At 75.4% G+C, this 18,713-nt stretch carries 13 protein-coding genes and 2 pseudogenes; 7 read left to right on the top strand and 8 right to left on the bottom strand.

Annotation, left to right across the window (positions count from 1 at the left end):
- Window positions 1-295 precede the first annotated feature (295 nt).
- Window positions 296-1,465: an acyl-CoA dehydrogenase family protein gene (locus DDQ41_RS02730; protein ID WP_109293022.1), complete on the bottom strand. Its 1,170-nt coding sequence runs from the start codon at window positions 1,463-1,465 to the stop codon at window positions 296-298.
- 311 nt (window positions 1,466-1,776) lie between these two features.
- Window positions 1,777-2,928, bottom strand: coding sequence for an acyl-CoA dehydrogenase family protein (locus DDQ41_RS02725; protein WP_109293021.1), 1,152 nt, complete (start codon window positions 2,926-2,928; stop codon window positions 1,777-1,779).
- A gap of 49 nt (window positions 2,929-2,977) precedes the next feature.
- On the opposite strand from DDQ41_RS02725, the gene DDQ41_RS02720 reads away from it, so the two are divergent.
- From DDQ41_RS02720 to DDQ41_RS02700, 5 genes are all read left to right on the top strand, one after another.
- Window positions 2,978-3,766 carry an SDR family oxidoreductase gene (locus DDQ41_RS02720; RefSeq protein ID WP_109293020.1) on the top strand — a complete coding sequence of 263 codons (789 nt, stop codon included), beginning with the start codon at window positions 2,978-2,980 and terminating at the stop codon, window positions 3,764-3,766.
- 268 nt (window positions 3,767-4,034) lie between these two features.
- Window positions 4,035-4,649: a TetR/AcrR family transcriptional regulator gene (locus DDQ41_RS02715; protein ID WP_109293019.1), complete on the top strand. Its 615-nt coding sequence runs from the start codon at window positions 4,035-4,037 to the stop codon at window positions 4,647-4,649.
- Between the two features lie 211 nt (window positions 4,650-4,860).
- Entirely contained in the window at window positions 4,861-6,018 is a 1,158-nt protein-coding gene (locus tag DDQ41_RS02710; RefSeq protein WP_109293018.1) for an acetyl-CoA C-acetyltransferase, read from the top strand.
- A 248-nt stretch (window positions 6,019-6,266) separates the two neighbouring features.
- Window positions 6,267-6,470 (top strand): cold-shock protein, encoded by a 204-nt coding sequence (locus DDQ41_RS02705; protein WP_017947512.1) that lies wholly within the window; start codon window positions 6,267-6,269, stop codon window positions 6,468-6,470.
- Window positions 6,471-6,559: 89 nt separating this feature from the next.
- A complete protein-coding gene (locus tag DDQ41_RS02700) occupies window positions 6,560-8,296 on the top strand; it encodes a DEAD/DEAH box helicase (protein ID WP_109293017.1) in 1,737 nt (578 codons plus the stop codon).
- 412 nt (window positions 8,297-8,708) lie between these two features.
- On the opposite strand, the gene DDQ41_RS02695 is transcribed toward DDQ41_RS02700, so the two are convergent.
- The 5 genes from DDQ41_RS02695 to DDQ41_RS02675 form a co-directional block, all read right to left on the bottom strand.
- Window positions 8,709-10,808 carry a HelD family protein gene (locus tag DDQ41_RS02695; RefSeq protein WP_109293016.1) on the bottom strand — a complete coding sequence of 700 codons (2,100 nt, stop codon included), beginning with the start codon at window positions 10,806-10,808 and terminating at the stop codon, window positions 8,709-8,711.
- A gap of 371 nt (window positions 10,809-11,179) precedes the next feature.
- A complete protein-coding gene (locus tag DDQ41_RS02690) occupies window positions 11,180-12,235 on the bottom strand; it encodes an NAD(P)H-dependent flavin oxidoreductase (protein ID WP_109293015.1) in 1,056 nt (351 codons plus the stop codon).
- Window positions 12,232-12,981, bottom strand: a complete 750-nt coding sequence (locus DDQ41_RS02685; RefSeq protein ID WP_109293014.1) for a CoA-transferase subunit beta — start codon at window positions 12,979-12,981, stop codon at window positions 12,232-12,234. The genes DDQ41_RS02690 and DDQ41_RS02685 overlap by 4 nt, the downstream gene beginning before the upstream one ends.
- The gene (locus DDQ41_RS02680; protein ID WP_109293013.1) at window positions 12,978-13,829 is read right to left on the bottom strand and encodes a CoA transferase subunit A; all 852 of its coding nucleotides are present in this window, start codon (window positions 13,827-13,829) and stop codon (window positions 12,978-12,980) included. The genes DDQ41_RS02685 and DDQ41_RS02680 overlap by 4 nt, the downstream gene beginning before the upstream one ends.
- A 3-nt stretch (window positions 13,830-13,832) precedes the next feature.
- On the bottom strand, window positions 13,833-14,576 hold the full coding sequence (locus DDQ41_RS02675; RefSeq protein ID WP_109293012.1) for an enoyl-CoA hydratase family protein: 744 nt from the start codon (window positions 14,574-14,576) through the stop codon (window positions 13,833-13,835).
- 66 nt (window positions 14,577-14,642) lie between these two features.
- On the opposite strand from DDQ41_RS02675, the pseudogene DDQ41_RS02670 reads away from it, so the two are divergent.
- A pseudogene (locus DDQ41_RS02670) lies at window positions 14,643-15,386 on the top strand (SDR family oxidoreductase); the annotation flags it as partial.
- A gap of 199 nt (window positions 15,387-15,585) precedes the next feature.
- Window positions 15,586-16,193 (top strand): annotated as a pseudogene (locus tag DDQ41_RS33200) (SDR family NAD(P)-dependent oxidoreductase); the annotation flags it as partial.
- A gap of 1,379 nt (window positions 16,194-17,572) precedes the next feature.
- On the opposite strand, the gene DDQ41_RS02655 reads toward DDQ41_RS33200, so the two are convergent.
- Window positions 17,573-18,472 (bottom strand): hypothetical protein, encoded by a 900-nt coding sequence (locus tag DDQ41_RS02655; protein ID WP_109293011.1) that lies wholly within the window; start codon window positions 18,470-18,472, stop codon window positions 17,573-17,575.
- Window positions 18,473-18,713 lie beyond the last annotated feature (241 nt).

Here is an 18,713-nt window from a genome sequence, read left to right as displayed (position 1 = left end):
TCGCCGGCCCTTCTGGGTTGGCTGACGGCAACGTCAGCGGACGACAGCCGCGGTGGGTGGGTCGTCGAGGCGTCACCGGTGTCGGATGTGCCGAATAGACGGATGGTCCGGTTCTTGTAAGGGTTCGGCCTTCGTCATGCCGACAACCAACGGCTGCGGACACGCTGCGTCACCCACCCGCCGGGCCCGCGGACACCTCCGTACCGCTCAACCTTGCAGACCCTCCTTTCCCGTAGGGGCACGGGGGAGTGCGTGCCGGACGCTCACTGACGGGTGGGACGCCCGCGACGCGCCCCTACGGCCGCAGGACCGCAGCCCGGCACTGCGCGGGGGTCCCCCAGGCGTCCCGCAGCGGCCGTGCCTTGCGCAGCCAGAGGGCGAGGTCCAGCTCCTCTGTGTAGCCGATCGCGCCGTGCAGTTGGAGGGCCGTACGGGCGGCACCGTACGCGGCTTCCCCGGCCGCGACCTTCGCCGCGGCGATGTCGGCGCGGGCCATGGTGACGGCGGCGCCGAGGACCAGCGGCCGGGCGAACTCGAGGGCGATCAGGGTGTCCGCCAGCCGGTGCTTCACCGCCTGGAAGGAGCCGATCGGCACACCGAACTGGGCGCGCCGCCCGACGTGCTCCACGGTCCGGTCCAGCAGCGCAAGCCCCGCGCCGAGGGCCTGGGCGGCGGTGGCCAGCCTGGCCCAGTCCTCGGCATGGGCCGCCGCGGCCGCCACGCCGGGGCCGGCGGCCAGCACCTCACCGCCCCCCTCCGGCACGGACAGCCGGCGCACCGGGTCCGCCGACGCCCGGACCGGGCCGTGGCCGGGCGCGATCCGCAGGGTCGGCGGGCGGGTGGCTTTCGGTCCGGGGCGGGACGCGTCCCCGGCTCCGTTCCCGGTCCCCTTCCCGGTCCCCTTCCCGTTCCTGTCGCGGGCGTGGTCGCCGCCGTGTGCGCCTTCGCTTGCGTCTGCGTGTCCTTTCACGTCGGCGTCGGCGTCGGCGTCGCTGTCGCCGGGCGAACCGGGCCCGGGGACGGCGGGGGCGGCGTCCACCACCAGGACGCTCGTCGCCGCGTCGGCGTCCAGGGCGTACGGTCCGGTGCCGGGCAGCCGCAGGGTGGTCATGACCTCGCCCGCCGCGATGCCCGGCAGCAGCCGTTCCGCCGGTGCCGGGTCTCCCAGGGCCGTCAGCAGCGCCGCCGCCGCGACCGTCTCGACCACCGGACCCGGTACCGCGTGGCGCCCCAGCTCCACGAACGCGAGGGCCAGTTCGGCCGGGAGCGGGCCGAGGCCGCCGTGGTTCTCCGGTACGGCCAGCGCGAACACTCCCGCTTCCGCGAGGCCGGTCCAGACGGCGCGCCCCGGTGCGGGGTCCCCGGCCGCCCAGGCGCGGGCGGCCGCCGGTGGGCGGGCCGCCGTCAGCATCGTGTGCAACGACCGGGTGAACGCGCGCTGTTCGTCCGTCGGCAGGAACCTCACGGTGCGCCTCCCTCTCCCCGGCCGGTCACACGGTCCTGCCGGTCGCACGGTCCTGCCGGTCGCGCGGTGCGGTGGGCCGCCCCGGGGGCCGTCCGGCGCCCGGTGGGCCGCACCACCGCGGCCGCCCGGGACGCGTCGCGAGCTGCCGGCCGGCCGGAGCCTGGTTCGTGCCGCGCCCGCGCCCGCGCGGGGCGCCCCGTCCCCCACCCGGTACGCGGAACGGGACCGCGCCCGCGCCCGCGCGGGACGCCCCGTCCCCCACCCGGTACGCGGAACGGGACCGCGCCCGCGCCCGCGCGGGACGCCCCGCATCAGCGGCGCCCCTTCGGCAGGCCCAGCAACCGCTCGGCGATGATGTCGCGCTGGATCTCGTTCGTACCCGCGTAGATCGGTCCCGCGAGGGAGAAGACGTACCCCTCGGCCCAGCCGTCCCGTCCGTCCGCGGGTTCGCCCTCCGCGCCCAGCAGATCGAGGGCCGTCTCGTGCAGGGCGATGTCGTACTCGGACCAGAACACCTTGTTCAGGCTCGACTCCGCGCCGATCGCCGAGCCCGCGGCGAAGCGGGAGGCCCCGGCGCACGTGAAGAGCTGGTACGCCCGCGCCCCGATCACCGCGTCCGCGACTCGGTCGCGCAGCGCCGTGTCGGACGGGTCGGCGGTGGCGCGCCACAGCCCGACCAGGCGCCGTGCCGCGGCCAGATAGCGGCCGGGGGAGCGGAGCGTCAGGCCGCGCTCGTTGCCCGTCGTCGACATGGCGATCCGCCAGCCCTGCCCCGGCTCGCCGATCACGTCCTCGTCGGGGACGAACACCTCGTCGAGGAACACCTCGGCGAACGCGGGCTTCCCGTCCAGCCGGTTGATCGGCCGGACCGTGACCCCGGGCGCCCGCAGGTCGAACATCAGATACGTCAGGCCCCGGTGGGGCCGTTCCCCGTCCGGCGCGGTGCGGAAGACGCCGAACGCCCGGTCCGCGAACGCCGCCCGCGACGACCACGTCTTCTGCCCGGACAGCAGCCAGCCGCCCGCCGTGCGGACCCCGCGGGAACGCAGCGAAGCGAGGTCCGAGCCGGCCTCGGGCTCGGACCAGGCCTGGGCCCAGACCACCTCACCGCTCGCCATGGGCGGCAGGATCCGGGCCCGCTGCTCCTCCGTGCCGTGCTCGAACAGGGTCGGGGCCAGCAGGCCGATGCCGTTCTGGGACACCCGGCCGGGAGCGCCCGCCGCGTAGTACTCCTCCTCGAACACCAGCCAGTGGAAGATGTCCGCGCCCCGGCCGCCGTACCGCTCCGGCCACGCCACCGCCGACCAGCGGCCGGCCTGCAGCTCCGCCTCCCACGCGCGGTGCGCGGCGAAGCCCTCCTCGGTCTCCAGCGAGGGCGGCGGGGTGTCCGGGACGTGCGCGTGCAGCCAGCCGCGGGCCTCGGCGCGGAACGCGTCCTCGTCCGCCGTGTGCGTCAGGTCCATCAGCGCACCTCGGTTCCCTAACAAGTGTTTGGTAGGTTAACGTGCCGATGTGACGGACAACAAGGCTCAGTACGTCCCGGGGCACGCCCTCCTCGCCGGCCGGACCGCCGTCGTCACCGCGGCGGCCGGGGCCGGGATCGGCGGAGCCACCGCCCGGCGCCTGCTGGAGGAGGGCGCGCGCGTCCTCATCGCCGACGCGCACGCCCGCCGGCTGAGGCAGGCGGAGGAGGCGCTCGCGGCCGAGTTCGGTCCGGACGCCGTCGCCTCACTGCTCTGCGACGTCACCGACGAGACCCAGGTGCGGGCCCTGTTCGGCGAAGCGGCGCGCCTGCACGGCGGCCCCGACGTCGTCGTCAACAACGCGGGGCTCGGCGGGACCGCCGCGCTGGTCGACATGTCCGACGACCAGTGGTCCCGCGTCCTCGACGTGACCCTGAACGGCACCTTCCGCTGCACCCGGGCCGCACTGCGCGCCTTCCGGGACTCCGGCCGCGGGGGCGTCGTCGTCAACAACGCCTCCGTCCTCGGCTGGCGGGCCCAGGCAGGGCAGGCCCACTACGCGGCCGCCAAGGCCGGGGTGATGGCCCTCACCCGGTGCGCGGCCGTCGAGGCGGCGGAGTTCGGGGTCCGTGTCAACGCCGTGGCCCCCAGTATCGCGATGCATCCGCACCTGGTGAGGGCCGCGTCCGCCGAACTGCTCCGGGACCTCACCGCCCGCGAGGCGTTCGGCCGGTACGCGGAGCCCTGGGAGGTCGCCAACGTGATCGTCTTCCTCGCCAGCGGGTACTCCTCGTACATGACCGGCGAGACCGTGTCCGTCAGCTCCCAGCACCCGTAGGGGCCCGGGATGTCCACGGTGTCCACGGTGTCCACGGTGCCCGAGGCACCCGCGCTGTCCGGGGCCCCCGCGCCGGATCGCGCGTGCGCGGGGCCGGAAGCGGCCGCGACGCCCGCCCGGCGCGGGCCGGGCCTGCGCGGTATCCGCCCCGGACCCGGCGCCGCGAGGGTCCGGGCCCGGCCGGACGCCGCGGACGCCGCGGACGCCGCGGACGCCGCGGACGCCGCGGGCGGCTCCGGGCGGGACCCGGCGGGACCAGAATGGACACGTGGCCACGACCAAGAAGAAGACCCAGGTGAGCGCTTCGCCCGAACGGCGCCGCGAACTGCTCGGCACGGCCGCCGAGGTGTTCGCCGCCCACGGCTACAGTGCCACCACCGTCCGCAGGATCGCCGACGAGGCGGGGATGCTCGCGGGCAGCCTCTACTACCACTTCGACTCCAAGGAGTCGATCGTCGACGAGATCCTCTCCGCCTTCCTCGACGAGCTGTGGACGGGATACGACGCCGTCCTCGCCGCCGGGCTCGGGCCCAGGGAGACCCTCGAGGCGCTCGTGACCGAGTCATTCCGGGAGATCGACCGGCACCGTGCGGCCGTCGCCATCTACCAGAAGGAGTCCCGGCACCTCTCCGCCCGCCCCCGCTTCCGCTACCTCGCCGACTCCCGGCAGAGGTTCGAGGAGGCCTGGCTCGGGACGCTGGAGCGCGGGGCCGCGTCGGGTGCCTTCCGGGACGACCTGGACGTCCGGCTCACCTACCGCTTCCTCCGCGACACGGTCTGGGTCGCCGCGTCCTGGTACCGGCCGGGCGGGCACCACGGCCCCGGGGAGATCGCCCGGCAGTACCTGTCGATGGTCCTGGACGGTATCGCCGTGAGGGACTGACCCGCCCGTCCACGGGGCTCCGGGAACGCGACCGGAGCCCGCCCCCACTCCGGCCCGGAGCCCGGGGCGTCCACGAACGAGTCTCGATGACGAGGTCAAGCGGTCCGCGTGATCGGGGAGCCGGACGGCCACTTCTCCGAAGCCACGACCGGCAGGACCCGACCAGCCGCATCCGGCCCTCCCGGGCCGCCTGACAACCTACGGAGATCCGATGACCGAGGCGTTCATCGTCGAAGCGGTCCGTACCCCGGTCGGCCGGCGCGGGGGCGGTCTCGCGGCCGTGCACCCCGCCGATCTCGGTGCGCATGTCCTGCGGGCCCTGCTCCACCGCTCCGGGATCGACCCGGCGGCCGTGGACGACGTCGTGTTCGGCTGCCTCGACACGGTCGGCCCGCAGGCGGGCGACATCGCCCGGACGAGCTGGCTGGCCGCGGGGCTGCCCGAGGAGGTGCCCGGCGTGACCGTCGACCGCCAGTGCGGCTCGTCGCAGCAGGCCGTGCACTTCGCCGCGCAGGGCGTGATGTCCGGCACCCAGGACCTGGTCGTCGCCGGCGGTGTGCAGAACATGTCGCAGATCCCCATCGGGTTCGCCTCCCGGCAGGCGGTCGGGCCGCTGGGGCTGGCCGAGGGCCCCTTCGCCGGCAGCGAGGGCTGGCGGGCCCGGTACGGCGACGCGCCCGTCGACCAGTTCCACGGCGCCGAACTCATCGCGCGCAGGTGGGGCGTCTCCCGGCGGGAGATGGAGGAGTACGCCCTCGCCTCCCACCGGCGGGCCGTGCGCGCCGCCGACGAGGGCCGCTTCGCGCGGGAGACCGTCGCCTGCGGCGGTGTCACCGCGGACGAGGGCCCGCGCCGCGACACCACCCTGGAGCGGATGGCCGCCCTGCCGCCCGTGGTCGAGGGCGGCACGATCACCGCCGCCTGCTCCTCCCAGGTGTCCGACGGCGCGGCGGCGATGCTGATCGCGGGCGAACGCGCCGTACGGGTGCACGGGCTGACCCCGCGCGCCCGGGTGCACCACCTCTCGGTGCGGGGCGAGGACCCCGTGCGGATGCTCTCCGCGCCGATCCCGGCGACCGCGCACGCGCTGGAGAAGACCGGCCTCGCCATCGGCGACATCGACCTCGTCGAGATCAACGAGGCGTTCGCCCCCGTGGTGCTGGCCTGGCTGAAGGAGACGGGCGCCGACCCGGCCCGCGTCAACGTCAACGGCGGCGCCATCGCCCTCGGGCACCCCCTGGGCGCCACCGGTGTCCGGCTGATGACGACGCTGCTGCACGAACTGGAGCGCACGGGAGGCCGGTTCGGGCTCCAGACGATGTGCGAGGGCGGCGGTCAGGCGAATGTGACGATCATCGAACGGGTGTAGGACCGGATCGCGCCCGGGCTCCCGCGCGGGGCCGATCGCGGGCCTGTCCCGGCCCGCGATCGGCCGCCCCCGGCGGGACACACCGTGCGCGGGAGCCGGGGGTGCGCGCCGAAGCATGCTACGTTGTGGGGGTTGCAGTTTGGTACCCATGAACTTTATGCGCGCCTGACGGGAATGATCCGCAGGCGTTTTTATTGTTTTCACCGGCATCTCCGGATGGGGCCTCCTACCTGTTCAGGAGAATGACTATGGCCACCGGCACCGTGAAGTGGTTCAACTCGGAAAAGGGCTTCGGCTTCATCGCGCAGGACGGCGGCGGCGCCGACGTCTTCGCCCACTACTCCAACATCGCCACCCAGGGCTTCCGTGAGCTCCAGGAGGGCCAGAAGGTCACCTTCGACGTCACGCAGGGCCCGAAGGGCCCGCAGGCGGAGAACATCGTCCCCGCCTGACCCTCGGGACGCGTACCACGCGGCCGGGGCCCGCACCCTCGCGGTGCGGGCCCCGGCTTGTGCTGTGCCCAGCACCAGGAAGGCAATTCATGACTCGTTCCGCACGCCCCGCACGCCCCGCCCGCGGGCGGCCGGCCGAGCGCACCGCGAAGCGGGCCCCGAAGAGGCCCGGCGGCGCCCGCCCCGCGACGGCCCCGCAGGACTTCACCGTCCCGGAGCCCCGTGTCCCCGCCCTGCCCGCCGTCCTGGCCTTCGAGGAGCTGACCGGCCTGCCGGCGGCGCTGCTGAAGGCCCTCGCCGCGCAGGGCGTGACGGCGCCGTTCCCGATCCAGGGCGCGACGCTGCCGAACTCGCTCGCGGGCCGCGACCTCCTCGGGCGCGGGCGTACCGGTTCCGGCAAGACCCTCGCCTTCGGGCTGGCGCTGCTCGCCCGCACCGCCGGGCGCCGGGCGGAGCCGGGGGCTCCGCTCGCCCTGGTGCTCGTTCCCACGCGGGAGCTGGCACAGCAGGTGACGGACGCCCTCACCCCCTACGCGACCGCGGTGAACCTGCGCCTGGCGACCGTCGTCGGAGGACTGTCGATCGGCAAGCAGGCCGGTGCCCTGCGGCGCGGCGCCGAGGTGCTGGTGGCGACCCCGGGACGGTTGCAGGACCTCGTCGACCGCGGCGACTGCCGCCTGGGCGAGGTGGCGATCACGGTGCTGGACGAGGCCGACCAGATGGCCGACATGGGTTTCCTCCCGCAGGTCACCGCCCTGCTGAAGCAGGTGGAGCCCGGTGGGCAGCGCATGCTGTTCTCGGCCACCCTGGACCGGAACATCGACCGGTTGGTACGGGGCTTCCTGAGCGACCCCGTGGTGCACTCGGTCGACCCGTCCGCCGGCGCCGTCACCACCATGGAGCACCATGTGCTGCACGTCGCCGACGAGACGGACAAGAAGGCCGTCACGGTGCGGATAGCGGCCCGGGACGGCCGCGTCATCCTCTTCCTCGACACCAAGCGCTCCGTGGACCGTCTGGTCAAGCGGCTGCTGGCGAGCGGCGTACGAGCGGCCGGTCTGCACGGCGGCCGGTCCCAGCCGCAGCGCAACCGCACCCTCGACCAGTTCAAGAACGGTCAGGTCAGCGCACTGGTGGCCACCAACGTCGCAGCCCGCGGCATCCACGTCGACGATCTGGATCTGGTCGTCAACGTCGATCCGCCGATGGACCACAAGGACTATCTGCACCGAGGCGGCCGGACCGCGAGGGCGGGCGAGTCGGGCAGCGTGGTGACCCTGGTCCTGCCGGACCAGAAGCGCGAGATGACCCGGCTGATGTCGGACGCCGGAATCTCCCCGCGCACCGTCGCGGTCAGGTCCGGCGACGAGGAGCTGGCCCGGCTGACCGGAGCCCGGGAGCCGTCGGGTGTGGCGGTGACGGTCGAGGCACCTCCCACCCCGCAGCCTCCCGCCGCGAAGTCCCGGCCGAAGCGCAGGCGTCCGCGGGGCGGCGGAGGCCGCGCCGAGGCGGTCCGCGAGGACACCGGCGGGCGTACCGGGGGCGGACGAGGTGACGGCGGGCGCGCCGAGGCCGGTGGCCGGCGGCGGGGCGCCGCCGATACCGGACGGGCCGGCCGCAAGCAGGGCGGCGGATCAGCCGACTCCGGGCGTGCCGGAACCGGGCGTGCGGCCCGCGGCGACACCGGGCGTACCGGGGAGGCCCGACGTGCCGGCGACACCGGGCGTACCGGGGACGGCGCACGGCAGAAGCACGGACGCGCCGTGGACCGGCCGCAGGGCGCGGCGAGGGGCGGCACGAGGGGTGGCAGGGCCGCGGCGCGCTAGCGCCGCGGCAGGCGGGGTCTGCCCGTCGGCGGCGGCGCGGCGGGGAGAACGTCGCGACGGGGCGGAACGTCGCCCGACGCGGCTTACCGGCGGTCGGGGCGCCTGCCGTCCCTCGTGCCGCGGCTCCCTGCGGCCGGTCGAGGGGCGGCGAGCCACCCGGGACCGTGCCGGGTCGGCCGCCGCAGGGCGCCCGCGCCGGGTCCCCGATGCCCCGTCCCCATGCCTCGTCCCCATGCCCCCCGTCCCCATGTCGCGTCCGCACGTCGCGTCCGCACGTCGCGTCCGCACGTCGCGTCCGCACGTCGCGTCCGCACGTCCTGCGTCCCCGATGCCCTCCCTCCCCGATCTCCCGCGTGGTGCGGGCCGGCCTCGGAGCCGGGCGGGGAGGCGGGCGGGGAGGCGGTCCGGCCCGTCAGGCGGGACGGACGGCCACGGCGATCGTGCACAGTCTCTTGGTGGCACGCGTCAGGGCGACGTACAGCTCCCGCTCGCCGCCGGGGTGGGCCGCGACGATCTCCTCCGGGCCGACGACCACGCTCGCGTCGAACTCCAGGCCCCGGGCCTCGGAAGCCGGCACGAGGCGCGCCCACCGTTCGACGCCCGCGGACGCCATCTCCCCGACCAGGCCGTCCGCGCAGATCACGGCCCGCAGTTCGCCCGGGTGTGCCGCCGACTGCGCCCGGAGTTCCTCGACCACGGTGTCGGCGAGTGTCCGCGGGCACGCGGTGAGGCTGCGGGGGGCATCGCCGCGGCGGATCGACCGGCTCGGCGTCTGACCGGGGGCGATCCGCGCGAGCAGGCCGTGGGTGGTCGCCAGGATCTCCCGGGTCGTGCGATATCCGACGGTCAGGGTGTGCAGGGCGAACCGGCCGCCGAGATGCGGGCCCAGCGCCTGGGACCAGTCGCTCGCCGTCGTCGCGGGGCCCGCCTGGGCGAAGTCGCCCACCAGCGTCATCGACCTGGCCGGACAGCGGCGCATCACCATCCGCCACTGCATGGCGGTGAGTTCCTGGGCCTCGTCCACGACGACGTGCCCGAACGTTGCCTCCTCAGGCCCGTCGACCAGGTCCGCCGCCTCGTCCAGCAGCGGTACGTCGGCATCGGTCCACGACTCCGGGGCATCAGGGGAGCGCGTCAGCCGGGCGCGTTCGCCACTCGTGAACGACGGCAGACACCCGGCGGGCGTGTGAGGGTCCGTCAGCAGGGCGCTGACGACCGCCTCCGGTGTCAGTCGCGGCCAGAGCGACTCCACCGCGCGTTCGACGTGGGCGTCGCCCACGAGGCCGTCGCGGAGCGTGTCCGCGTCGAACATCTCGGCCGGGTCCACGGCAGGCCCGCCGTCGAAGCCGAGAGCCCGCAGGTCGGCCTCGGCCGCGGCATCGAGATCCACGCCCGTGCTCTCGGCGACCTCGGCGTCGATGTGCGCCAGGGCCTCGACGGCGCCGCGCCGCAGCGCGGCCACGACAGCGCCGATCAGATGGTCCTTGAACACCTCCCGTGCCCGGTTGTGCGACAGGCCGCTCGCCACCGCGGCCTCCCGCGCCGCTGCGACGTCCGCGCCCTTCAGGCGGACCCGCTCCCGCCCCACACGCATCGCGAGCCCTCCGCCCGGTGCCTGCCGGGAGCGCACCAGTCCCGCCAGCGCCCCGGCCAGCTCCGAACGCCCTTTGAGGCGCGCGACATCGGACGGCTCCACCGCCGCGGGCACCACCCCGGTCAGTTCCCCGCACGTCGTCAGGACCACGTCGTTCTCACCGAGCGACGGGAGCACCCGGGAGACGTAGTCGAGGAACCGCGCGTTCGGCCCGAGCACCAGCACACCGCGCCCAGCGGCGTTCGGTGACGCGTACAGCACGTACGCCGCGCGGTGCAGGGCGACGACGGTCTTGCCGGTGCCGGGGCCGCCCTGCACCACCGTCACCCCCTGGTGCGGAGAGCGGACGATCGCGTCCTGCTCCGCCTGCAGCGTCGCCACCGCCGCACGCATCCGCCCCGTGCGCCGCGCCTCCAGCGCCTCCGCCAACGGGCCGTCGCCGACGATGTCGCCGGCGACGGGTGCGGAACCGTCCAGCAGTTCGTCGCTCACCGCGCGTACCCGGCGGTCCTCGACGCGCAGATGACGGCGTCGCCGCAGCCCCATCGGGTGGACGGCCGTGGCGGCGTAGAAGGGCCGTGCGGCCTCGGCCTGCCAGTCGACGAGCAGCGGCAGGTCCTGCCCGCCCGTGCGCAGGCCGATCCGTCCGATGCGCAGGACGGTTCCGTCGGCGCCGTCGATCCGGCCGAACACCAGCCCTTCCTCGGCACCCTCCAGCAGGCGGAGCCGTCGCGCCAGGCGCTCCGCTGCGACTTCGCGCGCGTACACCTCGCCGGCGCCGGCGGCGGGCGACCTGAGCACGTCCGCCAGTTGGGCCCGTACCTCCGTCAGCCGCTCGTCCAGCAACCCGTACACGGCGGTCACCTGTGTCTGCTCCCTCTCGACCTGCTGCACGGCATCCGCATGGAACTGCGACAAGGGTGGTTCTCCTTCCGGCCCGGCCCGGCCTTCCACTATGCGGGCAGGTCGCCTGAAAGGTAAGGCTTGACTTACCTGTCCGGGTCGGCCGCCCGAGCGCCCTTCCGGGTCTCGGCCGAGGCCGGACGTCCGCCCCGGGGCAGTGGTGCCGTGGCCGTCCCGGCCCGGACGGGGAAGCCGGACGGGGAAGCCGGACGGGGGGACGGGGATACCGGGCGGGGAAGTCGGGCGGGGGGACGGGGAAACCGGGCGGGGGGACGGGTTACCGGACGGGGAAGCCGGACGGCCCGCGGGGCCTTTCCGGTCCGGGGCCCTGCGGCGGGCCAGGGGCGGCGAGCGGGTCACGGCGTATGCCGCCCGGCCCGGGCGGCTCAGCCCGTGGACCCCGGGTCCAGCCCGCGCAGCACTCCCTCCGCCTCCGCCATCACCCGGCCCACCAGTTCGGCGCAGCTCGGCAGATCCTCGATCACGCCCGCGACCTGGCCGGACGCCATCACGCCGAGGTCGGTGCGGCCCTCGACCATCGCCGCCCGCAGCAGCATCGGGGTGTTGGCGGCGAGCAGCACCTGGCTCCAGGAGAGATCCCTGCCGTGCCGCAGCGCCAGGCCGTCGCGGACCGTCTCCCGCCAGGACTGACCGGAGAGTTCGCGGAAGCCCGCGGCCCTGCGCAGCGCGTGCAGCAGGGCGCGGGCGCGGCCCGCCCGTTCCAGGGTCTCGACGAGTTCGGAGCGGAGCATCCGGTGCGGCAGGCCGTCGACGGCGGTGGTGACGGTGACGTCCCCGACGGACGCCGCCAGATAGCGGGCCTTCACCGCGTCCGGCACGGTCGAGTCGGAGGTGAGCAGGAATCGGGTGCCCATGGCGATGCCCGCGGCCCCGTACGCGAGCGCCGCCACCAGGCCGCGCCCGTCGTGGAAACCGCCCGCCGCGACCACGGGGATGTCCACGGCGTCCACCACCTGCGGCAGCAGCACGGTCGTCGCCACGTCCCCGGTGTGCCCGCCGCCCTCGCCGCCCTGCACGATCACGGCGTCCGCGCCCCAGGCGGCGACCTTCTCGGCGTGGCGGCGGGCACCGACGGAGGGGATCACGACCACGCCCGCGTCCCTGAGTTCCGCGATCAGCTCCCGGGAGGGGGCCAGGGCGAAGGACGCCACCCGTACGCCCTCGTCCACGATGATCCGCACCCGTTCCCGGGCGTCCCCGGCGTCCGCCCGCAGATTGACCCCGAACGGGGCGTCCGTGCGGCCCTTCACCTCGCGGACCGCCTGCCGCAGCCGGGCCGGCGTCATCGTCGCGGAGGCCAGGATGCCCAGGGCGCCGGCGTTCGCGGCCGCCGAGACCAGCCGGGGGCCGGCCACCCAGCCCATGCCGGTCTGGACGACGGGGAAGCGGGCACCGGTGAGTTCGGTGAGCGCCGTCCTCATCGGGCACCGACCTCCCCCTCGCGCCGTCCGTCCGGGTCGAGTACCTCGCGGACGAGCCGCAGTTCCTCGGCGGTGGGTTCGCGGGTGCACGGGACGGGCCCGCGGCCGGAGACGGCGAGCGGGAAGCCGGTCGCCTCCCGGGCCTCCTCCACGGTCACGCCCGGGTGCAGGGAGCGCAGCCGCATCGAACGGTCCGGCGTCTCGAAGTCGAACACGCCCAGATTCGTGACGACGCGCGGGATGCGGTGGAAGCGCGCTCCCTCCGCCCGGTCGTAGCCGACGCCGCAGACCATGTCGACCTGCTCGACGAAGACCCTGCGCGAATGCCGGGGAACCCAGTAGCTGACCGGATGGTTGAGTGTGTTGACCGGTGCGCCGCGCACACCGAGCAGCTGGCGCGCCGGCCGGGCCCAGTCGCCGACGCAGGAGATGTTCTGGTTGCCGTGGCGGTCGAGCTGGCTCGCGCCCATCATGACGTGCCGCCTGCCGCCGGTGACCATGGTGAGATGGCGGCGGTACGGGAGCCAGCCCTCCACCTCGCCGCCGGGCCCGACGAGCAGCGCCTCGCCGTCGGTGAGCAGGAGGTCGGGGGAGAAGGTGCGCCGGGCGAGGCGGGCCCCGAGCGAGGGGATCGGCCCCATGGGGCTCGCCAGTACCTCCCCCGCGTCGCGCCACGCCTCGGCGCAGGCGATCACGCAGTACTCGGCCCGGGACGGCGCCGGGACCGGGGGCCGGGCGGCGGTCACCGCCGCTCCTCGTGCCAGGCCCGCACCGCGCGGGTGTAGGCGTGCTCGTCCGGACCGGACAGGAAGCGTCCGGCGAACCCGTCCCAGGGCGTGGCGGCGTACATCCGCTGGAAGGCCTCGTCGCGGGCGTGGTCGGGGGCGCAGGAGGTGAAGTGCGCCCCGCCCGGGGCCTCGACGACGCCCGAGACGCCGTGCCGCGGGACGAGCAGGGTCTGCGGGGCGGCGTCAGCGGTCAGCGCGCCCGTCTCCACCAGCCGCTCGCACGACAGATACGCCTCGTCCGCCGCCTCGCAGAAGAGGTCGTCGAAGTAGGGGTCGGGCCCCAGGTACTGGCCGTTGCCGAGGCGGTCGGCGCGGTTGAGGTGGACGAGGGCGGCGTCCAGGCGCAGCGCGGGGGCGGCGACGAACTCCTCGCCGTCGCCGTACGGTGAACGGACCGTGCGCAGCTCCGGGTTGACCCGCATGACGTCGGAGCCGAGTCCGGCCCGCACGGGCATGAAGGGGAGCCGGTTGGCGGCGGCGTGCAGCCCCCACATGAACATCGCCTCGTCCAGCTCCGTCATCGCGATCGCGCCCGCCTCGCGCGCCGCCCGGAAGTGGGGCTCCAGCGGCACCGAGTCGAGTGTCGCGAACGGTGCGACGAGCCTGCGGACCCGCCCCGCCGCGCACAGCATCCCCACGTCCGGGCCGCCGTAGGAGACCACGGTCAGGTCGGTGACCCCACTCCGCAGCAGCGCCCGCACCAGGGCCATCGGCTTGCGCCGCGAGCCCCAGCCGCCGATGCCGAGGGTCATGCCGCTGCGCAGCCGTCCCGCGACGTCGTCGGCGGTCATCGTCTTGTCCGCCACGGGTCATGCCTCCTTGCCGAAGGTGTCCCGGACGCGGTCCGCGGTCCCGGCGAGGGCCGCCTCGAAGGTGAAGCCCTGCTCGTACCGGTAGCTGCGGTGCACGTCCACGGGGTCGATGCCGTTGATGGCGGCCTTGGCCAGCCGGATGAGAAGGCCGTCCTTGGCGGCGATCTCGCGCGCCAGCTCCAGGGCCGCGGCACGGAGCCCGTCGCGCGGGACGACCCGCCACACCGAGCCGTGGGCGTGCAGTTCGGCGGCCGTCACGGTGCGGGAGGTGTAGTAGAGGGTGCGCATCAGATGCTGGGGGACGAGGCGGGCGAGGTGGGTGGCGGCCCCGAGGGCTCCCCGGTCCAGCTCCGGCAGCCCGAAGACGGCGTCGTCGGAGGCGACGACGGCGTCGGCGTTCCCGGCGAGGCCGATCCCGCCGCCCAGGCAGAAGCCGTGGACGGCGGCGACGACGGGGACCTCGCACGCGTAGACGGCCCCGAAGGCCTCGTGGCAGGCCCGGTTGGCGCCGATGAGTGCCCGGTGCCCGGGGTCGCGTTGCAGTTCCCTGATGTCGACGCCCGCGTTGAAGCCCCGGCCCTCGGCGGCCAGGACGACACAGCGGACGTCCGGGTCCCGGCCCGCGCGGCGCACGGCGCCGGCGAGTTCGTACCAGCCCTGGACGGGGAGGGCGTTGACGGGCGGGAAGTCCGCCGTCACGACGGACACGCCCCGCTCCGGGGTCGCGGTGGAGACACCCATCACCGGATCAGCTACCTTTCCACCAAACGTTTGTTAGGTGACTGTTCGTCAGGAAGGTAGCAGCCGATGGAGCTGGACGGGAGGGTCGCCGTCGTCACCGGCGGAACCCGCGGTGTCGGCGCGGGCATCGCACGGGCGTTCCTGGCGGCCGGGGCGGACGTCGTCGTCTGCGCCCGCAGGCCACCGGACGCGCCCGTCCGGTCGGCCGGCCGCACGGCCCGGTTCCTGCCCGTCGACCTGCGGGACCCGGCGTCGGTCGAGGACCTCTTCGCCCGGGTCGCCCACCGCCACGGCCGGCTCGACGTCCTGGTCAACAACGCGGGAGGCGCGCCGTACCGGCTGCTGCGGGACGGCGGCCCGGCGCGGCACGCGCGAGTGCTGGAGCTGAACCTGACGGCGCCGCTGACCGCCTCGCTCGCCGCCCGCGGCCTGCTGCGCGCGTCCCGCGGATGCGTCGTGATGGTCGGCAGCGTGAGCGGGACCCGGCCGTCACCCGGGACGGCCGTCTACGGGGCGGCCAAGGCCGGGCTGGAGAGCCTGGCCCGGACCATGGCGGTGGAGTGGGCGCCCGAGGTGCGGGTCAACACGATCGTGCCCGGCATGGTCCGCACGGAACTGTCGCACCTCCACTACGGCGACGAACACGGTGTCGCGGCGGTGGGCCGCACCGTGCCGCTGGGCCGTGTCGCGGAGCCGGACGAGATCGGCGACGCGGCGGTGTTCCTCGCGTCCGACCGGGCCGCCTACATCAGCGGGGCGTCCCTGCTGGTCCACGGGGGAGGGGAGCGCCCCGCGTACCTCGGCGCCGCGGCCGCGGCGGGCGCGGCGGGAGGGGCTGTGGCGACCGGCGGCGCGACGGCGACGGGGCGGGGGCGGCGAAGGAGGTGGTGGGCGACGCGGCCGCGACGGAGGCTCCCCCGGTCGCCGGCCGGCGCACCCACGGGCTCCCACGCGGGTCCCACGGGCATCACCGATCGCAAGGAGGGCGAGATGAAGCGCATATGCCGGGATCTGCCGGGGCCGGGTCGTGGCCGTGACGGGTGCGGGCCGGGGGCTGGGCGCGCCCACGTGCGCTGGCGTTCGCGGCGGAGGGCGCACGGGTCGTGTCAACGATCTGGGCGTCGGGCCGGACGGTACGCCCGGCGGACGGCCCGGCCGACTCGTCGTCGAGGAGATCCGCGCCCGAGGCGGCGAGGCGGTGGCCACTCCGGCGACGTGGCCTCGTCCGAGGGGCGCGCCTCGCTGGTGGCGACGGCCTCGGCCCTTCGGGCGGCTCGACACGCTCGGGCAACACGCGGGCTTCCTGCGCGACCGGATGCTGGTCAACCTCGACGAGGACGACTGGGACGCGTGGTGCGGGTCCATCTGAAGGGGCACTTCCTGCCGCTGAAGCACGCGGCGGCGCACTGGCGGGCCGAGACCGCGGGACGGCGGCCGCCGCCGTCGTCACACGTCGCGGGCCGTCTGCTGGTTCTCGGCAGGCAACTGACGCGCGGCCAGCCGGTGTTGGGCCTGACCTCGTCGCGCGGCGGGCTGTCCGCTCGGCTGGGTGACGCGATCGCCCGGGCCGCGCGCATGACGGAGGCGACTTCGCCGAGGCTATGCGGCGCGCGGACGGGCTTCGCGCGATGGCGCGGAAACGGCGCGCGGTGGTGGGCTGGGTCGCGGCTCGCAGCGGCGGCCGGGTCTCGTCCGATCGTATGCGGCGGCGCGGGCCCACGCGCGGGCGCGACCCCCCGACGCACGCCGGAATCTGCGAGGGCGCGCTGCGGCCCGCCGTCCTCGCCTGCGGCCTGCGGCCCTTGCGCACTGGGGCGGGCCTTGTGCCCCGGCGGCCGGGGGCCCTCCGCGCGGCGTCACGCTCGGAGTCGCTCAACCGCGCGCACCGTCGTGCACGTACCGCGGGGAGTCGTGAGTACGCGTGCCGCGGGCCTCGCTCTCCAGTGCGGGCCAGCGCGGCTCCCGGCGCCTGACGCATCGCAGGGCCGCCGCTGACCCGCCGTGCGGTACGGCGTTCGTCCAGGCGCGGGAGCGGCGCCCGGATCGCGGGGTCCTCGTCAATCGGCAGGACGGCGTCGGTGCCTGACCCTCGTCGGGGCCCCACCCGATGACGCCGACCCGTCCGGCGTGCGCGGGCCAGCCCGTCACGCGCACTGTGAAGCGACCTCGATCCGGTGCGATGCCGAGGCGTACCCGCCGGTCGGTGCTGCCGAGCGCGCCACCGCGCGGTCCACCTCGGGTGGCGGGCTCGCGACAGCTCCGCAGCACGGCTGCCCGGCGATCCGTGTCGTCGGCAGCCTCGGCGCGAGCACTGCGCAGCCGGTCCTCACGCCCACCGCGGCGCCGCGCGGAGACTCCTCGCCGCCGGCGCTGGAGGCCGCCACGGCTCGCCAGTGCCCGGTCCGGTCCCGTGCGCAGGCGCGCTCGCAGACGTCGCGGGTTCCGCAGTCCCGCCCTCCTCGGCAGCGCCCACGGCGCGCCGCTGCTGTGGCTCCGGTGACCCGGCCGCCGTCCGGGGCAGCCGGACCACGTGACCCGCGTCCTCCGCCACCGCCGCACGCGGCTCACCGGCGCGAGCGTCCCGTGCTCCGCGCGTGCCCTCGCCGGGTCGCGCAGCTCCTCCTCGAGTCGACGCCGCCGCGCGTGCTCGGCAGCGCGTCCTCCGCGCCCGCGCCGTGCCGCAGCAGCGCGCACAGCGCAGCTCCGGCCCGTCGGACGCTGGTCGGGCGCGCCCGCAGCAGAGCAACGCACCATGACCGGCCGGTCCCGGGCGGCGGCGGTGTACAGCGCGGTCAGGCCGTCCCCGTCGACGGCGTCGGCCGGGGCTCCCGCCCGCGCCACCGCGTCGGCCGGGGCTCCCGCCCGCGGCGCCCGCACCACCGCGTCGGCGTCGCCGCCCTACAGCCCCCGAAGAGCTCTCCGGCCGGGCCGGGGACCGGTCTGCCGACGTCCTCGGTCTCCACGGTGCTCGTGTAAAGCGCCCTGCGGAAGCCCCCTCAGGTGTCGCATTCGAGAACCGTCCGGCACAGTCCGCACCGCGCCCTCACCCGGCCGCGTACCGGCACCCGGATCCGCTGGTGGCAGGTGGGGCAGGGGAACGACACCCGCAGCCCGCCGCCCGGCGCGTGCTCGAAGGCGTACGGGGAGCCGTGCCCCGGCCGCGCCGAGCCCGGATGCTCCACGGCGTACCGCCGGTCCTTGGCGTATCGGCGCCGCCCGTTCCACCCCGCCGCCGCGAGCGGGGGCTGCCGGCCGTCCCGCAGCGCCCGGTCCCTGCCCCTGGTGTACGCGGTGTAGCCCTGCGGGCTGGTGAACCAGACCGACGGGTCCTCGCCGAATACCAGTGCGCGTTTGGCCAGGACGTAACCGAACTCCTCCGGGGTCAGATAGCCCAGTTTCTGGCTGGAAACCCCGTCCTCGCGATAGGCGTCGAGCAGCAGCCAGCCCGCCCCGAGGTACGTCGTCACCGTGTCCGTGAGGATCTCGTTGTCCCGCAGTCCGAGGAACTCCAGCCCGAGCCGGTGCAGCAGCACATGGGTGATCTCGTGCGCGAGGGCCGCCCCGATGTCGCGGCGATGGCGGCGGAACCGGTCGTTGAGTTCGATGAAGTACTCCGGGCCGGCGGTGAGTTCGACGCTCGCGGCGTGGTGCATCTCCCGGAAGCCGACGATCATCCGGGCATCCGGCAGCCGCAGCTGACGGACCAGCGCACGGGCCACCCGCTGCGCCCCGAGGTGGAGGTCCTCGCCGTCGGCGAAGGCGACGTCCGCGGGCGGGACGCTGCTCCCGTACGCCCGCACGCCGTCGTACGAGAGCCGCTTGTGCAGCGCCGTGATCGCGGCCCGCACCGTGTCGAGATGCGGGAAGCCGTGCACGACCTCGCTGCCGTTCGCCACGCCGGAACCCCCTGTGGGTGCTGCCCCCGGCCGGTTCGCCACCGGTCGGGAGGACGGCCGGACCCTCCCGACTCTACGGCGCGCCGACGCGCCCCGACGGTTGTCCGGGGTGCCGTCGCGGGCGCCGTGTCTGGCCGAGATGTGCTCCTTGTGGGACCGCGGGGGTGCTCCTCATAATCCGACCACGCTTTGACGGGCTCATGTCACTACCCACGGCGCGGGCCCGTCGCGCGCACACGCA

The organism is Streptomyces spongiicola (assembly GCF_003122365.1).
Taxonomy (GTDB): Bacteria; Actinomycetota; Actinomycetes; order Streptomycetales; family Streptomycetaceae; genus Streptomyces; species Streptomyces spongiicola.
This window is presented reverse-complemented; position numbering and strand designations above follow the sequence as displayed.

Excerpts from the sequence above, each read along its gene's own strand:
- DDQ41_RS02690 (WP_109293015.1), bottom strand. The coding sequence starts at position 12,235 with ATGAGGACGGCGCTCACCGAACTCACCGGTGCCCGCTTCCCCGTCGTC.
- DDQ41_RS02725 (WP_109293021.1), bottom strand. The coding sequence starts at position 2,928 with ATGGACCTGACGCACACGGCGGACGAGGACGCGTTCCGCGCCGAGGCC.
- DDQ41_RS02700 (WP_109293017.1), top strand. The coding sequence starts at position 6,560 with ATGACTCGTTCCGCACGCCCCGCACGCCCCGCCCGCGGGCGGCCGGCC.
- DDQ41_RS02675 (WP_109293012.1), bottom strand. The coding sequence starts at position 14,576 with ATGGGTGTCTCCACCGCGACCCCGGAGCGGGGCGTGTCCGTCGTGACG.
- DDQ41_RS02710 (WP_109293018.1), top strand. The coding sequence starts at position 4,861 with ATGACCGAGGCGTTCATCGTCGAAGCGGTCCGTACCCCGGTCGGCCGG.
- DDQ41_RS02705 (WP_017947512.1), top strand. The coding sequence starts at position 6,267 with ATGGCCACCGGCACCGTGAAGTGGTTCAACTCGGAAAAGGGCTTCGGC.